Consider the following 20877-nt stretch of genomic DNA (forward strand, 5'->3'; position numbering starts at 1 on the left):
AAGCAATGAACAAGCATGAAGTAGAACTGCTCAGCCAGGAAATCGAGATGCTGATGAATGAGCGTGCCCGTCTGCTCAAGGTGGTGGGCGCGGCGGCCGTGTTGGTGGCGAATGCGGATGCCGCGTTGCTGCAACCCAACGCGGTGGAAGCGGCAGAGATGCTGTCGGAAACGCTGAACGCGTTACCCGAGGAAACACTGAGGGATGCACTAGAGGCGGTCCATGCGGAGCAGGATGAGGCTTAGTCGTTGAGGCGATAATGAGCCAGACTCCGCAAAAGATCGGACTCATCCTGACCGGCGGCGGGGCACGTGCCGCCTATCAGGTCGGCGTGTTGAAGGCCATTGCGGAGTTCATGCCGCGCCGTGCACGCAACCCGTTCCAAGTTATCTGTGGCACGTCGGCAGGCGCACTGAATGCAGTGACACTGGCGGTGAACGCGCAACACTTTCGCAAGGGTGTGAAATACCTGCTTGGTATCTGGACCAATGCCCACGTGAGCGATATCTACCGTTCGGACGCACTCGGGGTTCTGAAGAACAGCAGCCGCTGGGTGGCCGGTCTGGTGCTGAGTTTGATCGGCATCAATCGCATGCACCATATCTCGTTGCTGGACAACGCTCCGCTGGCAAAATTCCTGGAACAGGCGCTGCCCTGCGACAAGATACAGGAGAACATCGACGCGGGTGCGCTGCATGCCTTGAGCATCACGGCCTCGGGCTACGGTTCGGGCCATTCGGTCACGTTCTATCAGGGTATTCCGGGAATACAGCCCTGGAAACGTGCGCGTCGTCTGGGCGTGGAAGCCAAGATCGGCATCGAACATCTGCTGGCTTCATCCGCCATCCCTTTTATATTTCCGGCTGTGCGTATCCACCGCGAATACTTCGGCGACGGTTCCGTGCGCCAGATCGCGCCGATCAGCTCGGCACTGCATCTGGGGGCCGACAAGGTGCTGCTGATGGGAGCATGGCATGCCGACGATGAAGAAGGGCGGCGCCACCGGATGGACACTTATCCCACGCTGGCGCAGATCGCAGGGCACGCCCTGGACAGTATTTTTCTGGATGGACTGGAAGTCGATCTGGAGCGCCTGGAGCGCATCAACAAGACGGTCAGTCTGATTCCCGAAGAATTGCGGCAGGCCACCAACATGCGTCATGTCGATGTGCTGGTCATCACGCCCAGCCAGCCGCTGGAAAAAGTCGCCGAACGGCATATCCAGCGCCTGCCGTGGGCCATACGCCTGCTGCTGCGCTCGGCCGGTGTGATGCGACGCAGCGGCGCCAATCTGGTGAGCTATCTGCTGTTCGATAAATACTATTGCCAGGCTTTGATCGACCTGGGCTATCAGGACGCCCTGAAGCGCCGCGAGGAGATACTCGAGTTTCTCGGCTATGATTTGCCAGCCTCCGGCTGTGACATGCCGCAATGAGTGCAACCGATGCGCCCAGGCAACTGACCTTTTCATTGCTGCGCATACTGGCGGACGGCGAGTTCCATTCCGGCGAAGTGCTGGCCCGGCAATTTGGCGTAGCGCGCGCCACTGTAAATAATGCTTTGCGGGATGTCGAGAATTACGGGCTGACGCTGTACAGCGTGCGCGGTCGCGGCTACCGCCTGGCGCGGCCTTTGCAATGGCTGGACGCAGAAACAATCCGTGGCGGGCTCGGGGCTGAGCGTGATGCCCTGCATATTGAAATACTCGAATACGCTACTTCCAGCAATGCATTGCTGCTGCAACGCGCTTTTCAAGGCGCGCCCGGCGGAAGTGTGCTGGCAGTGGAGTGGCAAAGTGCTGGGCGCGGGCGCCTGGGCAGGACATGGTTTTCCGGCTTGGGCGATGCGCTCACTTTTTCCCTGTTGTGGCGTTTCGAGAGCGGGCTGGCTGCGTTGTCCGGTTTGAGTCTTGCGGTTGGCGTTGCCATGATGCGCGCGCTGACCGGGCTCGGTGTGCCCGGCGTCGGGCTGAAGTGGCCGAATGATGTGCTGTTGAACGATGGCAAGCTCGCCGGGATATTGCTGGAAGCGCAAGGCGACATGCTTGGACCCAGCTCGGTGGTAATCGGTATCGGCCTCAACTTGGCCGTGCCGGAGACGCTGCGCGGACGTATCGACCAGGCGGTGAGCGATCTTGCCTCGCTGGAGATGCCGGTGCCGGAACGCAACCTTGTGCTTGCGGTACTATTAAAAAATCTGGCGAAAGTGCTGAGCGAATTTGCCGAACACGGCTTTGCGCCCTTGCGTGCGGAGTGGGAGAGCCACCATGTATTTCAAATGCGACCGGTGAAGCTGTCACTGCCCGATGGCTTGCTGGTCGTCGGCACGGCAATGGGCGTGACGGATGAAGGCGCCCTGCGCCTGGCGACAGAACAGGGCGAAAAAATATTCCACGCGGGCGAAGTCAGCCTGAGGGGGGCATGAATGTTGTTGCTGGATATTGGAAACAGCCGCTGCAAGTGGGCGCTGGTGCAAGACGGGGAATGGGTGCAACAGGGCGTGGCGGGCAACACCGAGTGGGTGTCCCTGCAGCTGGCGTTTGCAAGTGTGCCGCCGCCGTCGCGTATCCTGGCCTCAAATGTGGCGGGCGAGGCCATGGCGCAGTGCTTGCGCTCCGTCTGTGCCGGATGGAAATGCCCGCTGGAGTTTTTGTCGGTGCGTGCCGAGCAATGCGGCGTGCGCAACGGTTATCAGCAAACAGAGCGCCTGGGCAGCGACCGCTGGGCGGCGCTGATCGCGGCCTGGAACATCGCGCACGGTGCGTGCCTGGTCGTGAATTGCGGAACGGCGACGACAGTCGATGCGCTCTCTGATCGGGGCGAATTTCTGGGCGGATTGATCCTGCCCGGTGCGGGGCTGATGCAGCAAAGTCTGGCAACGAATACCGCGCAGCTCATGGCAGAGAAGGGCGTGTTGCAGGATTTTCCGCTGAATACCGCCGATGCCATCCATAGCGGGATGCTGCGCGCCACTGTGGGGGCGATCCGGCATCAGTTCGATTTGTTGCAGGCGCGGTATGGCTCGGTGCGCTGCCTGATCGGCGGCGGCGCGGCAGACGTGGTTCAGCCACATCTCGACCTGCCATCGGAACGGGTGGACAATTTGGTATTGAAGGGATTGCAGATCATTGGAGAGAACAAGGAATGACGAAGTGGATCGTGGGATTGTTGTTGCTGGCCAATCTGGCGCTGTTCGGCTGGATGCGTTGGGGTAGCCTGCTGACCGAGGATGCGGATGTCGGACCGGCACAAACGGCATTGCACCCTGACAAGATCAGGCTGCTGGAGGCGTTGCCTGCTTCTGCGGTTTCTGCGGTGTCAGGCAGCGCACCGGGTTTGGCGCTGACTTTGTCGCAAGTCCCGGTTTCTGCCGTTAGTGCATCCACACCTGCACATTCTCCTGTTCCGGCATCCGCGCCAACGCACCTGCCGGCGATTCCCGCACCCGCTCCTCCGGCATCAACTCCCGCATCAACACCTGCGCCGGTTGCTGCAGTGGCACCTTCTCCCAAGGCGGCAAATTGTGCCGAATGGGGGGAGTTTTCCGGAGATGACCTTACTCGCGCGCAACAGGCGCTTTCCTTGATGAAACTGGGTGACAACCTGACGCAGCGTACAGTGGAACGCAATCACGGCTACTGGGTATATATACCGCCGCTGAAAAAACACGCAAGTGTGGAAAAAAAGATCGCACAGTTGAAAGAGCGCGGGGTGAAAGATTACTTCGTGGTGCAGGAAAAAGGGAAGTTACAGAACGCCATCTCGCTGGGTATATTCAGGACCCAGGACGCCGCGGAAAAATATATTGCCATGTTGCGCACCAAGGATGTCCGCACGGCCAAAGTCGGCGAACGCGTGAGCAAACTCAAATACACCGTGTTCGACATCAAGGACCTGGATTCGGGGACGACAGACAAGCTGAATGCCTTGCAGAAGGAGTTTCCCGATAGCGAGCTCAAGCTATCGGCATGCAATAATTGACAGGAGGGGGTGAAATCAGCAAAATGCCGCCCTTCCTTGAAGTACGCGGTCGGCTACAGCGGTCGCAAAGCGCAAGAACATGGTGATATAGCTCAGTTGGTTAGAGCACAGCACTCATAATGCTGGGGTCGGTGGTTCAAGTCCACCTATCACCACCAAATACCACCCCAGCCCGGCACAAATAAGCTCACTAACCCCGCATTAATAAACGCATTGTGGGTTTTTTGTTGTCTAAAGCAGTTCATTCCCGTTTGTTGGTATCTGGTGCCCAATATTGGTATTTATGTTGGTATCTGGTATGTTGGCATCACCTGATACCAACATACGGGGGCAACATGGCACTGACCGACATTGCGGCAAAGAAGGCAAAGGCAAGCGACAAACCCTTGAAGCTAACAGATGGCGGCGGCTTGTTTCTACTGGTGCAACCCAATGGGGCGAAGTATTGGCGGCTGGCCTATCGCTTCGCAGGCAAACAAAAAACGCTGGCACTTGGGGTTTACCCAGACGTGAGCCTAGCCGATGCACGCAGCCGCCGCGATAGTGCACGCAAGCTACTGGCGAACGACACTGACCCCGGCGCAGTAAAGCAGGCGCAAAAGGCAGCGAAAGCCGAGGAGGGGGCGAACAGCTTCGAGGTAATCGCCCGCGAGTGGTTTGTGCGTCATTCGCCCAATTGGAAAGAAAATCATTCAAGCAAGATCATCGCACGGTTGGAAAATGACATTTTCCCGTGGATTGGTTCACGGCCTGTTGCTGATGTTGCCGCGCCTGAATTGCTTGCCGCGATCCGGCGCATTGAGAACAGGGGCGCACTTGAAACCGCACACCGCGCTCTTGCCAATTGCGGGCAAGTGTTCCGTTACGCTGTGGCAACCGGACGCGCTCTGCGAAACCCTTCCGGCGATCTGCGCGGCGCGCTGCCCCCTGTAAAACGTGACAAGCATTTTGCTGCAATCACCGATCCGCAAAAGGTGGGTGAACTGATGCGAGATATAGATGGCTATCAAGGATCGTTCATCGTGAAATGTGGATTCAAGCTTTCGCCTCTATTGTTCGTGCGCCCCGGTGAACTTCGCAAAATGGAATGGACAGACGTTAACTTGGATACTGCCGAGTGGGTCTATTTCGTGACCAAAACAGAAACGAAACACATAGTCCCGCTGGCACGGCAGGCCGTGGAAACTCTGCGAGAGATTCAACCGTTGACCGGACATGGCAAGTACGTGTTCCCCGGTGAGCGTGACCATGACCGACCAATGAGCGATAACGCGATCCGATCCGCCCTACGGCGGCTTGGGTGGAGCAATGAGGAAATGACACCGCACGGCTTCCGCGCAATGGCTTCAACTATCCTCGATAACATGGGCTACAAGCAGGAATGGCTAGAACGACAACTTGCCCATGAAGAACCCAACAAGGTAAAAGCGGCATACAAGCGGGACGCATGGCGCATGTATATGGCAGAGCGCACGGCAATGATGCAAGCATGGGCTGACTATCTGGACAAGTTAAAAGCGGGTGCCGAAGTATTACCGCTGCGAGCATGATTCAATTTATCCATTCCTTAGGCAGAATATGCAAAATGCAAACGTCTATACCGCTTGGTTTGGTAATGTCCAGTCTCGGGAATAACTTTGAAAAGACACCTTAGCGCTTGGATTCAACCATTCTCGTTCAGTGACTCTCAGCGAAGTGAATTGCTGCGTGTGCTACCTAGGCGATCCACTAAAGACCGAGAAGCGGCCAATTATTTTGTAGATGGGACACAGCGCGAGGTCGAAACATGGCTTTCACTGGATATCAAGGTGCTCAATACTCCACCCAGCCAACACAAAGCAAAATTGGAACGCCTCCAAAATGCCTCAGCAGAGTTACTTTTGGCGATTTCTGACATTCCAGCGGATACAGGTGCAATGCTTCACGCAATCGTAATTACAAGGTTGCTTTGCGATCCATATAAGCGTGAACATTATCGAATAGCCAATCAATTAAAACAGCTTGGTTTGTACGACCCCTTGGACAATGACTTTTTTGAAGAGTTAATCTGTCTGGTTGAAAAATCAGCTATCCAAATGATGAATAATCTCAAAGTGAGATCAGGAGTACACAACGGTTTGATGATTGGACTGACAGCAAAGCTTGCAGACCGTTATAGCGAATGCTTTCAGAAAGAACCCACCTCGGGTAACGGGAGCAACTTTAGAAAATTTATGTCTGAATTGTCGTGCATTCTTGGGGAATCCGATTGGCAACTGACCGAAAGTTTCGGGGCGCAGACGGTAAGGGATGCACTCGAAAGACGTTCAGAAATCCGCAAGCAAAACCTGCAATCCTCGACTGAAAAATAAAAGCGTTTGGATTAACTTAAAATCCAGAAAAAGCCATACGCGCCAGCATCCTGATTCGTTCTTACTATCCGCATCGCTGCCATGTGGCAGATACACACAAGGACGATGCGATGCACTCCAATACTGCAACACACACCATTTTTTATCGTTTACCAAAAGTCCGCGAAATCTGTGGCGGCGTTTCCGCTTCTACCGTATGGGCATGGGTCAAGCAATCCGACAAAACCGGGTTTCCCAAACCAATCAAACTCTCCGAAAACTGCACGGCATGGAATGCCGCCGAGATTGAATCTTGGGCGCAATCCCGCATCGCTGCATCACGTGAACATAAAACCTAACCATAAGCATTCGAGAGGGTGTTTATTCTCTAATGTCAGGGGAATGGTTAGGCTATGGCAAAGAAGCAATATAAAAATGCAGCCTATAAACGAGATAGTGGCGGGTATGTCGCCATTCCATTTTCAGTGCTAAATAGCGTGGCTTATCTTGGCTTGGGTTCCCATGCGCGAATGCTGCTTTTCGATCTTGCGGCACAGTATCGCGGTAACAACAATGGCAACTTATGCGCGGCATGGAAGTTGATGCACCCACGCGGTTGGAAGTCCGAAGACACTTTGAATAAGGCAAAGCGTGGATTGCTGGAATCTGGTTTGATTGTGGAAACCCGAAAAGGGGCGCGCCCAAACAAATGCAGCCTTTACGCTTTAACATGGTTCGCATTGGACGACTGCGGCGGTAAGTTAGATATGTCGGCGCAATCTTTCCCGCGTGGTGCATACAGACTGAAAGATAAGCTGCCTGAGATTGCTTCGAGTAATGCTAAATCGCAGCGCTTACTACGGCAGGCGTAGTCATTGAACAGGATAGCTACGGTAGGCGTAGCAAGGAAACGGAATTTGAAGCTCTACTGCTACGGCAGGCGTAGCTATGTGGGCTGTTTTCTCGCCTTTTCTACTACGGCAGGCGTAGTCCTCTATAGAATTACCATCTACCCTGCCGTTAGATCAAGATATGCGAGGATTTGCTAGATTCAAGTCGAATCGACTTCCAAAATTCCAAGGTACTTACTGAAGTGTTTCACTGCGGGTGCCAAGACCGCATTTATATTCTAGTATCGAGGCTTGCAAGGGGGTTGTACTCAATAGGCATGTGAGACATACCGCTTAGGGGTAAGGCGGTTAAATCTCTACAGCCTCAGTACCCTAGACCGGGTGCTTAGCCAAATTTTTTCGTGCGGGAGTTTTTGGGGAGGGGGTGGGGATATGAATCTCTATAGTTTTCGCAACCACGACCGACCGTGAACCAATGTATTTACAACCGCGATATGTACAGGGGTGGGTGTCGAATCAGGAGGGTATGGATATGGGACTTCGTTTTCGCAGGCGCATCAAGATTCTTCCCGGCGTATGGTTCAACCTGAGCAAAAGCGGAATCAGCACGTCTATTGGCGGCAAAGGGCTGACCGTCAACCTCAAGGGCGGCAAGACCAAAACGACTGTCGGCATTCCCGGAAGCGGCCTGAGTTACAGCGAGACAACGACCACCAGCCATGCCGATCCGACACCTGCGCGGCGAATTGTCCCGGCATGGGTTTGGTTGCTGATCGTCGTAGTTGTCGCAGTGGTGTTTATTGTGAAGTAACGCCAATGTTCAAGACAAGCAATTATGTTGGGTCTATTTCTGGCAAACCTCATAACCGTAATATTGCATCCGTAGTACCATTCGCCAGTTAAAAAAACCGACGAACCTATGACCCCTCACCAGTTCATCCAAAAATGGAAAGATAGCCAGCTTGGTGAGCGAGCAAGTTATCAAATCCATTTTTCTGATCTATGCGCCCTCGTCGGCGTTCCCGCACCATCCCCCGACAGCAAAGAAACCTATTGCTATGAGCGCGGAGCAACCCGCACCGGGGCAGGAAGAGGTTGGGCGGATGTATGGAAGCAAGGCCATTTCGCATTTGAATATAAGGCTAGAGATCGAAACCTTGGCGATGCGTTGAAGCAGTTGATGACATACGCACTGGCTTTAGAAAATCCGCCCCTACTAGTGGTGTGCGATACCAACATCATCCAGATACATACCCACTTCACCAATGCACCCAGCGAAGTTCACACCATCGCACTGCAAGATATTGGCGAACGTAGCAACCTCGAAAAACTGCGTTGGCTGTTCACCGATCCTGACAAGTTCCACCCCAAGCGCACTATCACGCAAATTACGGAAGAAGCGGCGGGCAAGTTTGCCGCACTTGCGCAATCGCTGAACACCAGAGGCCACGATTCGCAGACGGTCGCCCACTTCCTGAATCAATGCTTGTTCTGTCTGTTCGCCGAGGATGCGGGGTTGCTCCCCGAAAAACTATTTGAGCGCTTACTGGATAAAAGCCAGACCGACCCCGCAAAACTGACTTTGCGTCTGGAAGAACTGTTTAGCGCGATGCGCAAAGGTGGCGACTTCGCGCTAGAGGACATTCACTGGTTCAATGGTGGCCTGTTCGAGAAAATCAACGTTCTACCGATTACCACTACCGAAATAAAAATGCTCCATGAAGCCGCCAAGCTCGATTGGAGCGGTATTGAACCCTCAATATTCGGCACGCTGTTCGAGCGCGGCCTAGACCCCGGCAAGCGCTCCCAACTTGGTGCGCACTACACCGACCCGCAATCTATCTTGCGCATCATTAATCCCGTTATTGTTGAACCGCTGGCAAAAGAATGGGAAACCGCCCGCGCCGAAATTGCCGAGAAAATCGCCAAACGCAAGAAGAGTGGCGACAAGGCAGAGCGTGACGCGCAAGCCGTGTTTACAACCTACCTCGATAGACTCCAAGCCTTTCGCGTACTTGATCCGGCCTGTGGCAGCGGAAATTTCCTTTACGTCGCCTTGCGTGTGTTGAAAGACCTTGAGCACAAAGCGAATCTAGACGCCGAAGCCTTGGGACTTCATCGGCAAATCAATATCGAGGTGTCGCCCGCCAATGTGCTTGGCATCGAACTCAATTCCTATGCGGCTGAACTTGCACGCGTCACCGTCTGGATTGGTGAAATCCAGTGGATGCTCAAAAATGGCTACCCCATCCGCAAGAATCCTATCCTGCAACCGCTAGACCATATCGAGCACCGCGATGCGGTAATGAATTTGGATGGTAGCGAAGCTGAATGGCCTTGTGTGGATGCAATCATTGGTAATCCGCCATTTTTGGGTGGGTCAAAAATGCGTAGTGAGTTGAGTGATGATTACACCGAAGCCCTGCGCAAGTGCTATGCCGACCGCGTGCCAGGTGGCGCTGACTTGGTGGTGTATTGGTTCGAGAAGGCCCGCGCACAAATCGAAGCAGGCAAATGCAACCGTGCGGGATTGGTTTCAACAAACTCAATACGCGGCGGAGCAAACCGCAAAGTGCTAGATAAAATTCTGGATACCTCCCAAATCTTTAATGCGTGGAGTGACGAAGAATGGATCAATGAGGGGGCGGCGGTACGTGTTTCACTAGTGTGCTTTGAAACAAAGCAACGTCGCTATTCCTTGATGTTGGATGGTATGGCGGTAGGTGCTATCTACGCCGACTTGACGGGCATGATTCCAGCAACGGTTAACAGTAGTGTTGGAAGTCCTCTGAGAACATTTGTAGGCGTCTACAACGACTTAACAAAATCCAAACAACTGCAAGAGAATGTAGGCATATGTTTTATGGGCGCGTCAAAAAAAGCGCCTTTCGATATACCCGGACAGCTAGCGCGGCAATGGCTCAAGCAGCCCAATCCTAATGGCAAGCCGAACAGTGAAGTGTTGCGCCCCCTGTGCAATGCGATGAATATCACTCGCCGCCCTAGCGACGTTTGGATTATTGATTTTGGCACTGATATGAACGAAAAAGATGCCGCTCTATACGAGATACCATTTGCCTATGTAGTTGAACACGTCAAGCCGATCAGCGAGAAAAACAGAGATCAGGGCGTGGCGCGCAACTGGTGGAGGCATGCACGGCCACGCATTGAAATGCGCCACGCACTTGCATCACTCAAACGTTTTATTGCCACACCTGCGGTTTCCAAGCATCGTCTGTTTGTATTTCTTGATGCTTCCGTGCTACCGGATCAAGCAACCTTAGCTATCGCTCGTGACGACGACACCACCTTTGGCATATTGCATTCGCGCTTCCACGAGCTATGGGCATTACGGACGTGTACTTGGATGGGAGCGGGCAACGATCCACGCTATACGCCAACAACTACCTTTGAAACTTTCCCATTTCCGGAAGGGCTAACGCCCAATCTTCCGCCAGCAGATTACACCAACACCGCAGCCACAGAGATTGCAACCAACTCACAGAAGTTGAACGAGCTGCGAGACAACTGGCTCAATCCATCTGAGTGGGTGGAGTGGATGCGTACACTGGAAGAAGAAAAGGCAGAATATCCATTGCGTCCTTTTGCCAAAATCGGGCACGAAGCCGAACTAAATAAACGTACCCTTACCAACCTCTATAATGCCCGCCCCGCATGGCTGGACAATGCCCACAAAACGCTAGATCAAGCAGTCGCCAAGGCTTACGGGTGGAACGATTACACGCCGGAAATGACCAATGACGAAATTTTGCGTCGATTATTGGCGATGAATTTGGAACGGGTGCAATGAAAGAGATTGCTTTACCGATAACTCAGACTTTCACCATGTCACTTGACATGGAAGCTCTTAGAAAGGCCAAAGGCGGCGAAAGTGGCCGTTTAAGGATTCCATTAGGGACTCTCGTTTTTGACCAAAAAACATCTTTAGAAATCGAGACTGCAAGAAAAAACGGTGGACTGGTGCTGTATGCAACGACTTCGATAGAACAGAAATTGGAGTCAGTCCTTCTCGATTATTTTATGGGGCGCTTCGTCAAGCCTAATGAGAGAAGGGATATGTTTCAAAGAGAAATCCTACAATCGACGGCATTATCTTATAGTGCAAAAAAAGAATTAGTTACAAAAGTAATAACAAAGGAAGAGTTGTTGCCGGGAAAAAGGAAAAATGTTTTTCAGGGTCATCTGAAAACCATTATGGAATGGCGAAATGCATTTGCTCACGGCAAAATTGAATACGACACCAAAATTGGTTGTCTCATTTCATACTATTCAGGACATGCCAAGAAATTGCATCTGACCGACGAATACTGGATCGAAGTAGAAAAATGCTATAAGGAATGCGATGCTATATTAGATGAAGTACTATTGAAATTGGGAGAGGCAGCAGCTTAAATCATCTAGGGCAATCCATAGCAGTTCGACGCAATCCTGCAAAGCTGTTGGTATATTTGTTGGAATTTGTGAATCTTGAAAAATGCCTTTTCAAGCCTGTAACTGGTTGTATGCCATGATTCTGGTGAACCTATCCCACCAAATACCCCTCCCGCAACACAAGAACACGCTTGTTGCCTGTTTCTGACTATATGCAATTCGTCCGGTAACTGCTAGATTACTTGTGCGGTACATGCAATTGCACATTTTTTGCAAGTATGGGTTTACTGCTACAACATCAATACAGTTTCCGTGACTTTTGACACGCCATGCCTGAATCGGATAAAAGCCCATTAAATTGGGACATACAACTGAATTTCGACAGCCTTGAAATCAGGAAGGAGATTCCTGCTGTAGTGCAAAAAATTCCACCCAGACAAATAATCGGGGAGAAATTCCCCAAAATTCTGGAGCGCATCGAATTGCTCTGGTGTTCTTTGGAACTTCACAGATATCTAGAACAGACGCTGTTTACCGATCGTTCCAACAGGCAGGGTTTTCCGAAGGAAGTGATGCAAGCCTTGGGGGAAATACACATCGAACACACAAGGATTCTGAAACTGAAAAAGATCATTACTGAAGACGTGTGGGATGTATAAACCACCAATTGGGCTGGCATTTTGAAGTTTCCATTTTGAAGTTTCCCCGGTTTTGCTTAATGTGCAAATTTTGTCTCCTCGTATTGCTGACCTTATTGGACGTTCACCATTCAAAGCCCCTTTAATACATAACGACACTTTAGGGCGACAGTTGCATTTAAAAATATGAACGAAACGAGTTACTGGCTGCTTCGGTGCGGCAATCAATTGTTGACTCCTGTTGACATGGCTGCCGGAAATATCTTTCTACACGGTCAGGCCTCGGACTTTGGCGGTCCTGAGGAAGTCTTGCTGGTCGGGGAATGGAAAGGGATTCCTTGCTACGCTGCCGAATTCGATGCGCTCCCGGGAAATATTTCCGGAGAACTGATGTCAGCCCGCAGCCTGTTCAATTTGGCCGACGCAGAGGCAGTTTCATTGGCGACACGCGCCATTCAACTTCTGGACTGGAAGAAAAATCACCGGTACTGCGGCAGATGCGGTGCTCCAACCACCATGAGAATCCCGGAGTATTCCATGTTGTGCTCCGCATGCGGCCTTGTCGTGTACCCAAGAATTTCACCCGTCGTCATGGTGCTGATCAGTCGCGGCGACGAACTGCTGCTGGCCCGCAGTCCCCGTTTCAAACCCGGCGTCTTCAGCGCCCTGGCTGGGTTTGTTGAAGCCGGTGAAACACTGGAGCAATGCGCAAAACGCGAAGTGCGCGAAGAAGTGGGAATCGAGATAAGCAATTTGCGCTATTTCAAAAGCCAGCCATGGCCGTTTCCGGACTCCCTGATGATGGCTTTCTTCGCCGATTATGCGGGCGGAACCATCAATCCTGACCCGTCTGAAATTGAAGCCGCAGGCTGGTTTTCACGCAACGCATTACCGACATTGCCTGAACCCGTGACTATTGCCCGCCAGTTGATTGATGCGGCGTGCTCGGGATCAAAGTATTCCGAAATGATTAGCTAGAGTGCCACTCATGCGCTCTGACTTCCGCAGCCTTATAATTCCAGATGCAAATAAAAACTCCAGCACAGGCTGGAGTTTTCTGATCTGGTGCAGGTAAGTATTTGCTTAATTGTTTTTGCTGGAAAAAAGTTGTTTCACCATCCATGCGCTGTAAATAAGAAAACCAACAGTGGAAGCGGCTACGACGATATCTGCGACGAATGACATTTTCTGCTCCTCTCAAGAGAATTTGATTACACGCACTTTTAAAGTGGTATTTAAATCGTAGCACAGATGGATTTTTCTTAACAAGAATTTTACACAAGCGAAAACAGTCTGGCGGGAGTGCCGCAGAAAAACAGAAGGGAGTAGGGGAGAAAAGAAGTGGGAAGTTACTGCGACAAACCTCCCACTTTCTTTGGATTAGTCAGCTTTCTTGAACAACTGGATGGTGATCCATGCTGCGAAGCCAACTGCGAAGATTGCGGTACCGATGGATGCTACGTCTGCAATGATAGCCATACTTTCTACTCCCCAGATGCATTAGTTATTGGATGAACGCTATAAAATGGCTTTAATCAATTGACTAAAGCCTTTCGAATTATAAGAGTAATTTTGTATGACATTCCCACAAAATTATTAAGGTTTATAACGGTGAGGCGAAAAAGCCGACTGACAGGAAAACAAGGAATATTCGGGTATCAAGCGTGACAACAAAACTATATATAAAGACATACGGCTGCCAGATGAACGAGTACGACTCGGACAAAATGGCGGATGTGTTGCGTGCCTGCGGGGACATGGAGCAGACCGACAAGCCGGAAGAGGCGGACATCATTCTGTTCAATACCTGTTCAATACGCGAGAAAGCAGAAGAAAAAGTGTTCTCCGATCTGGGGCGGGCGCGAGCCTTGAAACAGCACAACCCGAATCTGCTGATCGGTGTGGGTGGTTGCGTCGCCAGCCAGGAAGGCGAGACCATCATCAAACGCGCTCCCTATGTAGATGTGGTGTTCGGCCCGCAGACTTTGCACCGTTTGCCGCAACTCATCGCGGCGCGGCGCGCAAGCGGGGAATCCCAAGTGGATATCAGTTTCCCCGAGATCGAGAAGTTCGACCATGTGCCGACAGCACAGACGACCCATGGCTCGGCATTTGTCTCCATCATGGAGGGGTGCAGCAAGTACTGCACGTTTTGTGTAGTGCCCTATACCCGCGGCGACGAGGTGTCGCGCCCGTTCGACGATGTGATACGCGAAGTGGAAAGCCTGACGGCACAAGGCGTGAGCGAAATCACGCTGTTGGGGCAAAACGTAAATGCTTATCAGGGCACGATGGGAGATGGTGACACCGTCGATTTTGCATTTTTACTGCAAGCCGTGGCGGCGTTGCCGGGCGTGCAGCGTCTGCGTTATACCACCTCGCATCCGCGCGAAATGACACAACGCCTGATCGATCTGTACGCGACCACGCCCAAGCTGGCCAGCCATCTGCATCTGCCGGTACAGTCGGGCTCGGATCGCATTCTGGCAGCGATGAAGCGCGGTTACACCGCCCTTGAATACAAATCCGTCGTGCGCAAACTGCGCGCGGTGCGGCCGGACATCTCTATCACTTCGGATTTCATCATCGGTTTTCCGGGTGAGACCGAGGCTGATTTTGCCGCGACCATGAAACTGGTCGAGGACGTCGGGTTCGATGCCAGTTTCAGCTTCATCTTCAGCCCGCGCCCGGGAACGCCCGCAGCGGAGATGGCCGACGATACGCCTTACGAAACCAAGCTTGAGCGTTTGCATCGCCTGCAAACCCGCATCCATGGCATGGAACAGCAGGTCAGTGCCGCGATGAGTGGCAGCGTGCAGCGCGTCCTAGTCGAAAATATTTCGCGGAAGAATGCGCAGGAACTGGCGGGGCGCACCGAAAACAACCGTGTGGTCAACTTCGCCGGATCGCCCGGCATGCTGGGGCGTTATGTGGACGTGCGGATATTGCCGGGAACGTTGCATACACTGCGCGGTGAGCTGGTGATACAGCCATGAGTAATGCGCTGAATCTTTCATTCGAGCCGGTAGACAACACCCGCCTGGCAAACCTGTGCGGAGCGTTCGACGAGAACCTGCGCCAGATCGAGACTGCGCTGGAAGTGAACATCGCGCGCCGGGGCGAGCGCTTCACCATCACGGGAGCGCAAGCCGCTTTGGCGCGCGAGGTGATGGAACGCTTCTATCTCGAAGCGAAACACGATATCTCACTGGAGCGCCTGCAGCTCGGCCTCATCGAAGTCATGAAACCTGATTTGCCGGATGCACAAAGCGAATCGGTGCCGCTGCTGATGACGCGTAAAGCCGAAGTGCGCGGGCGCACCGTGCGGCAGAATGAGTATCTGCAGGCCATACAGGAGCATGACATTACATTCGGCGTGGGGCCTGCCGGCACCGGCAAGACCTATCTTGCCGTCGCCTCTGCAGTGGATGCATTGCAGCGCGAGACCGTGAAACGCCTGGTGCTGGTGAGACCGGCAGTGGAGGCTGGCGAACGCCTGGGATTTCTGCCCGGAGACATGGCGCAAAAAGTCGATCCGTATTTGCGTCCTTTATACGATGCACTCTACGACCTGATGGGCTTGGACAAAGTGAGCAAAGCATTCGAGCGCGGCATGATTGAAGTTGCGCCGCTGGCCTATATGCGCGGACGCACGCTGAACCATTCCTTCATCATCCTCGACGAAGCGCAGAACACCACTCCCGAGCAGATGAAAATGTTTCTCACGCGTATTGGTTTCGGCAGCAAGGCGGTCATCACCGGCGACGTGACGCAGATCGACCTTGCGCGGGGCCAGAAGAGCGGGCTCAATGATGCGCGCGTGGTATTGAAGGATGTGCGCGGCATCGCGTTCCAGAACTTCCTTGCCGAAGACGTCGTGCGCCATCCGCTGGTGCAGAAAATCGTTGCCGCTTACGAAAAATACGAGCACAAGCCATGAACGGAACGCATCGGCTTTCGCTGTCGGTACAGTACGCAAGTAACGCCGGAAAATTGCCGACGCGGCAGCAATTCCGCCGCTGGGTGAAGATCGCACTGGAGCAGGATGTGCAAATGGCATTGCGCATTGTGAACGAGGCCGAGGGGCGTGCGCTGAACCGGAGTTATCGCGGCAAGGATTACGCAACCAATGTGCTGACATTCGTCTATGACGATGCTCTGCCGATATATGGAGATGTCGTCATTTGCGCGCCAGTTGTGGCACGCGAAGCCAGGGAACAGGGCAAGGACTTGCTCGCGCACTATGCACACCTCACCCTACATGCGGCGTTGCACCTGCAAGGATACGACCACGAGAAGAAGCGCGATGCAGAAAAGATGGAGGCGCGCGAGACTGCGTTGATGCTCAAATTAAGGTATCCTGCGCCCTATCTCATTCGTTGATGTTTGGTAATGGACGTTCCGGAAAACAATCACAAACCCACCCTGTTGGAACGGCTCTCCACGCTGCTGTTGCGCGAGCCGGAAGACCGCGAGCAGTTGATCGCACTGTTGCACAGCGCTTATGAGCGCAACCTGCTGGATGCCGATGCCCTGTCCATGATGGAAGGCGTGATCCAGGTGTCCGAGCGCCAGGTGCGCGAAATCATGATCCCCCGTGCGCAAATGGATGTCATCGACATCAGCCAGCCGCCGGAAAAATTCATTCCTTACGTCATCGAAACGGCGCACTCGCGCTTCCCCGTCATTGAGGGCGACAAAGACAACATCATCGGTATCCTGCTGGCGAAAGACCTGCTGCGCTATTACGCCGGCGAAGAATTCGACGTGCGCGACATGCTGCGCCCCGCCGTGTTCGTGCCGGAATCGAAACGCCTCAACATCCTACTGCGCGACTTCCGCAGCAACCGCAACCACATCGCGCTGGTGGTGGATGAGTACGGCGGAGTGTGCGGCATGGTCACCATCGAAGACGTACTGGAGCAGATCGTCGGCGACATTTCGGACGAATACGATTTCGACGAAGACGAGGACAACATCATCCGCCAGGACGATGCACACTGGCGCGTCAAAGCCGACACCGAGATCGAAGATTTCAACGAGGCAATGGGCACCGATTTCAGCGACGAAGACTATGACACCATCGGCGGGCTCATATTGAAAGCCGCAGGCCAGCTTCCCAAGCGTAATGAACGAGTGCAGATTGGTGAATGGCAATTCACCGTGCTGCGTGCAGACAGCAGAAGATTGCATTCGGTGTTGGCAGAGCGGACGCTGATCGACGAGGGCAAACAAGTCCAGCTCTGAGTTGCGCTGAAACGCCGGCTTTTGCAGTAATGCCATGCCAAAGCGCCTGCAATGGATCATCCGGCTGTAATTATCCGACGCTAAACTTGGGTGCAAGAGTTTGCTCTATCTGGAAAGCGCTCACGGAGTACCTGCAATGACCCAAAGAAAATCACCGGATGTGCCGCTGTTGTCTCTGGCCATGACGTCGGTACTGACGGCGCAGTTCCTTTCCGCCCTGGCCGACAATGCGATCCTGATTGCCGCGATCGCAATCGTGAAATCGCAGGGCATGCTCCATCTGGTGCCGTTGCTACAGGAATCCTTTGTTGTGCCTTTCATCCTTCTCGCTCCATTTGTCGGCCAGCTCGCGGACGCGTTTCCCAAGGGGCGCGTGATGCTGGTGGCGAACCTGGTCAAACTGGCAGGTGCGCTCGCGATGGTGATCGGCGCCAATCCGCTGACTGCCTACGCCCTGATCGGGATCGGAGCGGCCATGTATTCCCCGGCAAAATATGGCATCCTCACGCAGATGTTCGGACCGGCCGTTCTGGTCAAGGCAAACGGCATGATGGAAGGCTCCACCATCGTCGCGATCCTGCTCGGTGTCGTACTGGGCGGTTGGCTGGCCGATCAATCCCTGACATGGGCATTCATCGGCGTCGTGTCGGCGTACAGTCTGGCGGCATTCGCCAACCTGTTCATCCCGTCGCTGCCGGCGGAAAAGTCAGGGGCGCGTTTCCATCCGTGGCGGTTGATCAGGCAATTTTTTCAATCGCTATCGGTGTTGTTCAAGAATTCAGATTCCCGTTTCAGCCTGCTGGGGACCAGCATGTTCTGGGGCAGCGGCACCACCCTGCGCCTGATGTTGTTCGCGTGGGTCCCGGCAGCCTTGTTGATTACAGACAATCAGACGCCGGCCAATCTCATGGGCGCCGTCTCCGTTGGCATAGTGCTCGGCGCAGTGGGCGCAGGTCTGTGGGTTGCGCTGGCCAGGGTCAATCGCGCGTTGCTGGGCGGCTTGCTGCTCGGACCGTCCATACTGGCGATTGCTTACGTGCAAGACCTGACGCTTGCCGTGATATTGATGGTTGCGATCGGCATTTGCGGCGGTTTTTTCATCGTGCCGCTCAATGCCTTGTTGCAGGAACGGGGTCATGAAACCATCGGCGCGGGCAATGCGCTGGCGGTGCAGAACTTCGCCGAAAACATCGCCATGCTTGTGTTTGTAGGAGGCTATGGGTGGGCTGCAACAGCAGCAATTTCGATCAGGACGAGCATCATCGGATTCGGCCTGGCCCTGCTCATGGCAACGGCTGCGCTGACCGTGTCCAGGCTCAAGAAACGGTGAAGGCCGGCTGACTATAGTCTGGGCAACTTCGGACGATCAATGGAATTCGTATGATCTAGAATTGCTCATCCGGTCGCAGATACCGCCATTGTCCCTGCGGCAATTCGCCGAGTTTCACCTTGCCGATGCGCACTCGTTTCAACGCGGTGACTTTCAATCCCACCATTTCGCACATGCGGCGTATCTGGCGTTTTTTGCCTTCATTCAAAATGAAGCGCAATTGGTCGTCGTTCAGCCAGGTCACCTTGGCGGGCTTGAGTTTCTTGCCGTCCAGCGACAAGCCGTGATTCAACAGGGCCAAACCGTTGCCGACGAGCGCGCCTTGCACGCGCACCAGATATTCTTTTTCAACCGGCGAATCCTCGCCGATGAGTTGTTTGGCGATGCGGCCATCCTGGGTAAGCACCAGCAAGCCGGTCGAATCGATATCGAGGCGCCCCGCGGGAGCAAGGCCGAGCATCTGGCTGCGGAAGTAGCGTTGCGGTGAGGTGTCCTGTTCCCAGCGCGTTCCGGCATCGATCAGCAGGATGGCGGGCTTGTGCCCTTCCTCGGCTTGTCCCGAGACATAGCCCACCGGTTTGTTCAGCAGAATAGTGACGCGCCCCTGTTGCTTGGCCTGCGCGGCTTTTTCCAGCGTGATCTTTTGCGTCGGCAGGATCTTGGTGCCGAGTTCGCTGACGATCTCGCCGTCCACCTTCACCCAGCCTTTGGCGATGTAGTCGTCGGCTTCGCGACGCGAGCAGAGTCCTTGTTCGGACATCAATTTTGAAAGACGTATTTTTTCCATATGTAAGTGTGTCTCTAGCGATTCAAGTTTCTAAACTAGGCAAGGCGCGAGCGAAAAATTGCGACGCGGCATATGTCTTAATATGTAAGGAGTAATTTTTTGTGAGCAACGCAGCATGGTGACGAAAATTGGATTGTTAGAGATGCACTTAACCTAATGCGGGAAATAGACCGCGCAAGCCGCCTGCGATAAATTCGACCGCGATAGCGGCGAGTAGCAAACCCATCAAGCGCGTAACAATATTACTGCCGATCTTGCCCAGGCGGCGCGAGACCCAGGGTGCGATCAGGAAGGTGAGCCATACGGTAACACTCAGGGCGACGAGTACCAGCGCCATGACGCCGTAATGCCCGATATTGCTGCCCTTGTGCGCATCCAGGATCACCGTGCTGATAGCGCCTGGCCCGGCGAGCAACGGCGTCGAGAGTGGCACGATGGCCACGGATGAAGTGGCGTCTCCGTCGATATCGTCCGGTGTCATGGTCGGCTTGTTGCCGATGAGCATGGTGATGGACATCAGCAGCAGCAGGATACCGCCTGCCGTGCGGAAGGAATGGATGCTGATGCCGAAGAAATTCAGGACTGCCTCGCCCAGCAACAAGGCTACAAGCAGGATCACGAAAACCGAGAGCGAGGCCATGCGTCCCACCCGCTCGCGTTTCTGCGCTGTCATGCCGGCGGTGAACGCGATGATGATGGGAATGATCCCGACCGGATCGATGATCGCGAACAGGCTGATGAAGATCTTGGTGTATTCGGTAAAGTCGAGCATGGTTATCGGTCAAACGAGGTGATCAACCAGCTGTCCCGCCGCTTTATGAAGCTGGCGCGACAAGCTGACGGCAACGGCGCGGATGATGTTCGAGCCTATGCGCGGGTGCTCTTCCAGCATCTGGTCCAGCGCCTCTTTCGAGAGCGTCAGCAGAACGGAGTCTTCATCCGCTTTGCAGGTGGCCGAGCGGATTTCACCATCCAGTATCGCCATCTCGCCGAATGTACGACCCTGCCCCAGTGTGGCCATTTCCACCGGTTGTCCATTCTGGCCGGCGTTGATCACGGCGATGTTGCCGGAATGCACGATGCACATGAAATTGCCGATGTCCCCCTCTTCAAAGACCATCTCATCCTGGGCGATCCTGTTGATGCCGAAATAATGCGCTGCGGCACTCAGCTCCGTGGCAGGCAGATGGCTGAACAGGTCGCTTTCGATCAGCATGGAACTGATTTCTTCAAGCAGGGCGGAATTGTTGGGCATGGAACGAGTCGGGGTTACGGTGACGTGCGGCGGAACTTACACCGTATAATCTGGCGAATCAACTTTA

At 53.8% G+C, this 20877-nt stretch carries 22 protein-coding genes and 1 tRNA gene; 20 read left to right on the plus strand and 3 right to left on the minus strand.

All coding sequences use genetic code 11. The features are described from left to right. Positions 1 to 5: 5 nt before the first annotated feature. The 20 genes from QOY30_RS02260 (at position 6) to lplT (ending at position 18768) form a co-directional block, all read left to right on the plus strand. Positions 6 to 245, plus strand: coding sequence for a hypothetical protein (locus QOY30_RS02260; RefSeq protein WP_283743015.1), 240 nt, complete (start codon positions 6 to 8; stop codon positions 243 to 245). 14 nt (positions 246 to 259) lie between these two features. Beyond that, the gene (locus tag QOY30_RS02265; RefSeq protein ID WP_283743016.1) at positions 260 to 1435 is read left to right on the plus strand and encodes a patatin-like phospholipase family protein; all 1176 of its coding nucleotides are present in this window, start codon (positions 260 to 262) and stop codon (positions 1433 to 1435) included. Further along, positions 1432 to 2424: a biotin--[acetyl-CoA-carboxylase] ligase gene (locus QOY30_RS02270; RefSeq protein WP_283743017.1), complete on the plus strand. Its 993-nt coding sequence runs from the start codon at positions 1432 to 1434 to the stop codon at positions 2422 to 2424. Before QOY30_RS02265 ends, QOY30_RS02270 begins: the two co-directional genes overlap by 4 nt. Further along, positions 2425 to 3147, plus strand: a complete 723-nt coding sequence (locus QOY30_RS02275) for a type III pantothenate kinase (RefSeq protein WP_283743018.1) — start codon at positions 2425 to 2427, stop codon at positions 3145 to 3147. Next, positions 3144 to 3980 (plus strand): SPOR domain-containing protein, encoded by an 837-nt coding sequence (locus QOY30_RS02280; RefSeq protein ID WP_283743019.1) that lies wholly within the window; start codon positions 3144 to 3146, stop codon positions 3978 to 3980. Before QOY30_RS02275 ends, QOY30_RS02280 begins: the two co-directional genes overlap by 4 nt. Before the next feature lie 81 nt (positions 3981 to 4061). Then, positions 4062 to 4138, plus strand: a tRNA-Met gene (locus QOY30_RS02285). Positions 4139 to 4315: 177 nt separating this feature from the next. Next, positions 4316 to 5530: a tyrosine-type recombinase/integrase gene (locus QOY30_RS02290; RefSeq protein ID WP_283743020.1), complete on the plus strand. Its 1215-nt coding sequence runs from the start codon at positions 4316 to 4318 to the stop codon at positions 5528 to 5530. Positions 5531 to 5617: 87 nt separating this feature from the next. Continuing rightward, positions 5618 to 6331, plus strand: a complete 714-nt coding sequence (locus tag QOY30_RS02295; protein ID WP_283743021.1) for a hypothetical protein — start codon at positions 5618 to 5620, stop codon at positions 6329 to 6331. Positions 6332 to 6441: 110 nt separating this feature from the next. After that, positions 6442 to 6669 carry a helix-turn-helix transcriptional regulator gene (locus QOY30_RS02300; protein WP_283743022.1) on the plus strand — a complete coding sequence of 76 codons (228 nt, stop codon included), beginning with the start codon at positions 6442 to 6444 and terminating at the stop codon, positions 6667 to 6669. A gap of 54 nt (positions 6670 to 6723) precedes the next feature. Further along, positions 6724 to 7182: a hypothetical protein gene (locus QOY30_RS02305; protein ID WP_283743023.1), complete on the plus strand. Its 459-nt coding sequence runs from the start codon at positions 6724 to 6726 to the stop codon at positions 7180 to 7182. Positions 7183 to 7693: 511 nt separating this feature from the next. Beyond that, positions 7694 to 7972 carry a DUF4236 domain-containing protein gene (locus QOY30_RS02310; RefSeq protein WP_283743024.1) on the plus strand — a complete coding sequence of 93 codons (279 nt, stop codon included), beginning with the start codon at positions 7694 to 7696 and terminating at the stop codon, positions 7970 to 7972. 108 nt (positions 7973 to 8080) lie between these two features. Further along, complete coding sequence (locus tag QOY30_RS02315) at positions 8081 to 10972, plus strand: class I SAM-dependent DNA methyltransferase (protein ID WP_283743025.1); 2892 nt, start codon at positions 8081 to 8083, stop codon at positions 10970 to 10972. After that, complete coding sequence (locus QOY30_RS02320; protein WP_283743026.1) at positions 10969 to 11574, plus strand: hypothetical protein; 606 nt, start codon at positions 10969 to 10971, stop codon at positions 11572 to 11574. Before QOY30_RS02315 ends, QOY30_RS02320 begins: the two co-directional genes overlap by 4 nt. A gap of 308 nt (positions 11575 to 11882) precedes the next feature. After that, complete coding sequence (locus QOY30_RS02325) at positions 11883 to 12212, plus strand: hypothetical protein (protein WP_283743027.1); 330 nt, start codon at positions 11883 to 11885, stop codon at positions 12210 to 12212. A 165-nt stretch (positions 12213 to 12377) separates the two neighbouring features. Further along, positions 12378 to 13169 carry an NAD(+) diphosphatase gene (nudC, locus tag QOY30_RS02330; protein ID WP_283743028.1) on the plus strand — a complete coding sequence of 264 codons (792 nt, stop codon included), beginning with the start codon at positions 12378 to 12380 and terminating at the stop codon, positions 13167 to 13169. A gap of 686 nt (positions 13170 to 13855) precedes the next feature. Next, positions 13856 to 15187 (plus strand): tRNA (N6-isopentenyl adenosine(37)-C2)-methylthiotransferase MiaB, encoded by a 1332-nt coding sequence (gene miaB / locus QOY30_RS02335; protein ID WP_283743029.1) that lies wholly within the window; start codon positions 13856 to 13858, stop codon positions 15185 to 15187. Next, positions 15184 to 16131 (plus strand): PhoH family protein, encoded by a 948-nt coding sequence (locus QOY30_RS02340; protein ID WP_283743030.1) that lies wholly within the window; start codon positions 15184 to 15186, stop codon positions 16129 to 16131. Before miaB ends, QOY30_RS02340 begins: the two co-directional genes overlap by 4 nt. Then, positions 16128 to 16574, plus strand: coding sequence for an rRNA maturation RNase YbeY (gene ybeY / locus QOY30_RS02345; RefSeq protein ID WP_283743031.1), 447 nt, complete (start codon positions 16128 to 16130; stop codon positions 16572 to 16574). The genes QOY30_RS02340 and ybeY overlap by 4 nt, the downstream gene beginning before the upstream one ends. Before the next feature lie 9 nt (positions 16575 to 16583). Then, complete coding sequence (locus QOY30_RS02350; protein ID WP_283743032.1) at positions 16584 to 17438, plus strand: CorC family transporter; 855 nt, start codon at positions 16584 to 16586, stop codon at positions 17436 to 17438. Positions 17439 to 17574: 136 nt separating this feature from the next. Then, a complete protein-coding gene (lplT, locus tag QOY30_RS02355) occupies positions 17575 to 18768 on the plus strand; it encodes a lysophospholipid transporter LplT (RefSeq protein WP_283743033.1) in 1194 nt (397 codons plus the stop codon). 55 nt (positions 18769 to 18823) lie between these two features. On the opposite strand, the gene QOY30_RS02360 is transcribed toward lplT, so the two are convergent. The 3 genes from QOY30_RS02360 to QOY30_RS02370 all read right to left on the minus strand — a co-directional run bounded on the left by QOY30_RS02360 (position 18824) and on the right by QOY30_RS02370 (position 20810). After that, positions 18824 to 19555, minus strand: a complete 732-nt coding sequence (locus QOY30_RS02360) for a pseudouridine synthase (RefSeq protein ID WP_283743034.1) — start codon at positions 19553 to 19555, stop codon at positions 18824 to 18826. Positions 19556 to 19703: 148 nt separating this feature from the next. Next, positions 19704 to 20327, minus strand: a complete 624-nt coding sequence (locus QOY30_RS02365; RefSeq protein WP_283743035.1) for a MarC family protein — start codon at positions 20325 to 20327, stop codon at positions 19704 to 19706. Positions 20328 to 20336: 9 nt separating this feature from the next. After that, positions 20337 to 20810: a cyclic nucleotide-binding domain-containing protein gene (locus QOY30_RS02370; protein ID WP_283743036.1), complete on the minus strand. Its 474-nt coding sequence runs from the start codon at positions 20808 to 20810 to the stop codon at positions 20337 to 20339. Positions 20811 to 20877 lie beyond the last annotated feature (67 nt).

The organism is Sideroxydans sp. CL21 (genome assembly GCF_902459525.1).
In the GTDB taxonomy this organism is placed as follows: Bacteria; Pseudomonadota; Gammaproteobacteria; order Burkholderiales; family Gallionellaceae; genus Sideroxyarcus.

What these genes read in the sequence shown, in the direction of transcription:
- QOY30_RS02260 (WP_283743015.1), top strand. Translation starts at nt 6, where the DNA reads ATGAACAAGCATGAAGTAGAACTGCTCAGCCAGGAAATCGAGATGCTG.
- QOY30_RS02265 (WP_283743016.1), top strand. Translation starts at nt 260, where the DNA reads ATGAGCCAGACTCCGCAAAAGATCGGACTCATCCTGACCGGCGGCGGG.
- QOY30_RS02270 (WP_283743017.1), top strand. Translation starts at nt 1,432, where the DNA reads ATGAGTGCAACCGATGCGCCCAGGCAACTGACCTTTTCATTGCTGCGC.
- QOY30_RS02275 (WP_283743018.1), top strand. Translation starts at nt 2,425, where the DNA reads ATGTTGTTGCTGGATATTGGAAACAGCCGCTGCAAGTGGGCGCTGGTG.
- QOY30_RS02280 (WP_283743019.1), top strand. Translation starts at nt 3,144, where the DNA reads ATGACGAAGTGGATCGTGGGATTGTTGTTGCTGGCCAATCTGGCGCTG.
- QOY30_RS02290 (WP_283743020.1), top strand. Translation starts at nt 4,316, where the DNA reads ATGGCACTGACCGACATTGCGGCAAAGAAGGCAAAGGCAAGCGACAAA.
- QOY30_RS02300 (WP_283743022.1), top strand. Translation starts at nt 6,442, where the DNA reads ATGCACTCCAATACTGCAACACACACCATTTTTTATCGTTTACCAAAA.
- QOY30_RS02305 (WP_283743023.1), top strand. Translation starts at nt 6,724, where the DNA reads ATGGCAAAGAAGCAATATAAAAATGCAGCCTATAAACGAGATAGTGGC.
- QOY30_RS02310 (WP_283743024.1), top strand. Translation starts at nt 7,694, where the DNA reads ATGGGACTTCGTTTTCGCAGGCGCATCAAGATTCTTCCCGGCGTATGG.
- QOY30_RS02315 (WP_283743025.1), top strand. Translation starts at nt 8,081, where the DNA reads ATGACCCCTCACCAGTTCATCCAAAAATGGAAAGATAGCCAGCTTGGT.
- QOY30_RS02320 (WP_283743026.1), top strand. Translation starts at nt 10,969, where the DNA reads ATGAAAGAGATTGCTTTACCGATAACTCAGACTTTCACCATGTCACTT.
- QOY30_RS02325 (WP_283743027.1), top strand. Translation starts at nt 11,883, where the DNA reads ATGCCTGAATCGGATAAAAGCCCATTAAATTGGGACATACAACTGAAT.
- nudC (WP_283743028.1), top strand. Translation starts at nt 12,378, where the DNA reads ATGAACGAAACGAGTTACTGGCTGCTTCGGTGCGGCAATCAATTGTTG.
- QOY30_RS02340 (WP_283743030.1), top strand. Translation starts at nt 15,184, where the DNA reads ATGAGTAATGCGCTGAATCTTTCATTCGAGCCGGTAGACAACACCCGC.
- ybeY (WP_283743031.1), top strand. Translation starts at nt 16,128, where the DNA reads ATGAACGGAACGCATCGGCTTTCGCTGTCGGTACAGTACGCAAGTAAC.
- QOY30_RS02350 (WP_283743032.1), top strand. Translation starts at nt 16,584, where the DNA reads ATGGACGTTCCGGAAAACAATCACAAACCCACCCTGTTGGAACGGCTC.
- lplT (WP_283743033.1), top strand. Translation starts at nt 17,575, where the DNA reads ATGACCCAAAGAAAATCACCGGATGTGCCGCTGTTGTCTCTGGCCATG.
- QOY30_RS02360 (WP_283743034.1), bottom strand. Translation starts at nt 19,555, where the DNA reads ATGGAAAAAATACGTCTTTCAAAATTGATGTCCGAACAAGGACTCTGC.
- QOY30_RS02365 (WP_283743035.1), bottom strand. Translation starts at nt 20,327, where the DNA reads ATGCTCGACTTTACCGAATACACCAAGATCTTCATCAGCCTGTTCGCG.
- QOY30_RS02370 (WP_283743036.1), bottom strand. Translation starts at nt 20,810, where the DNA reads ATGCCCAACAATTCCGCCCTGCTTGAAGAAATCAGTTCCATGCTGATC.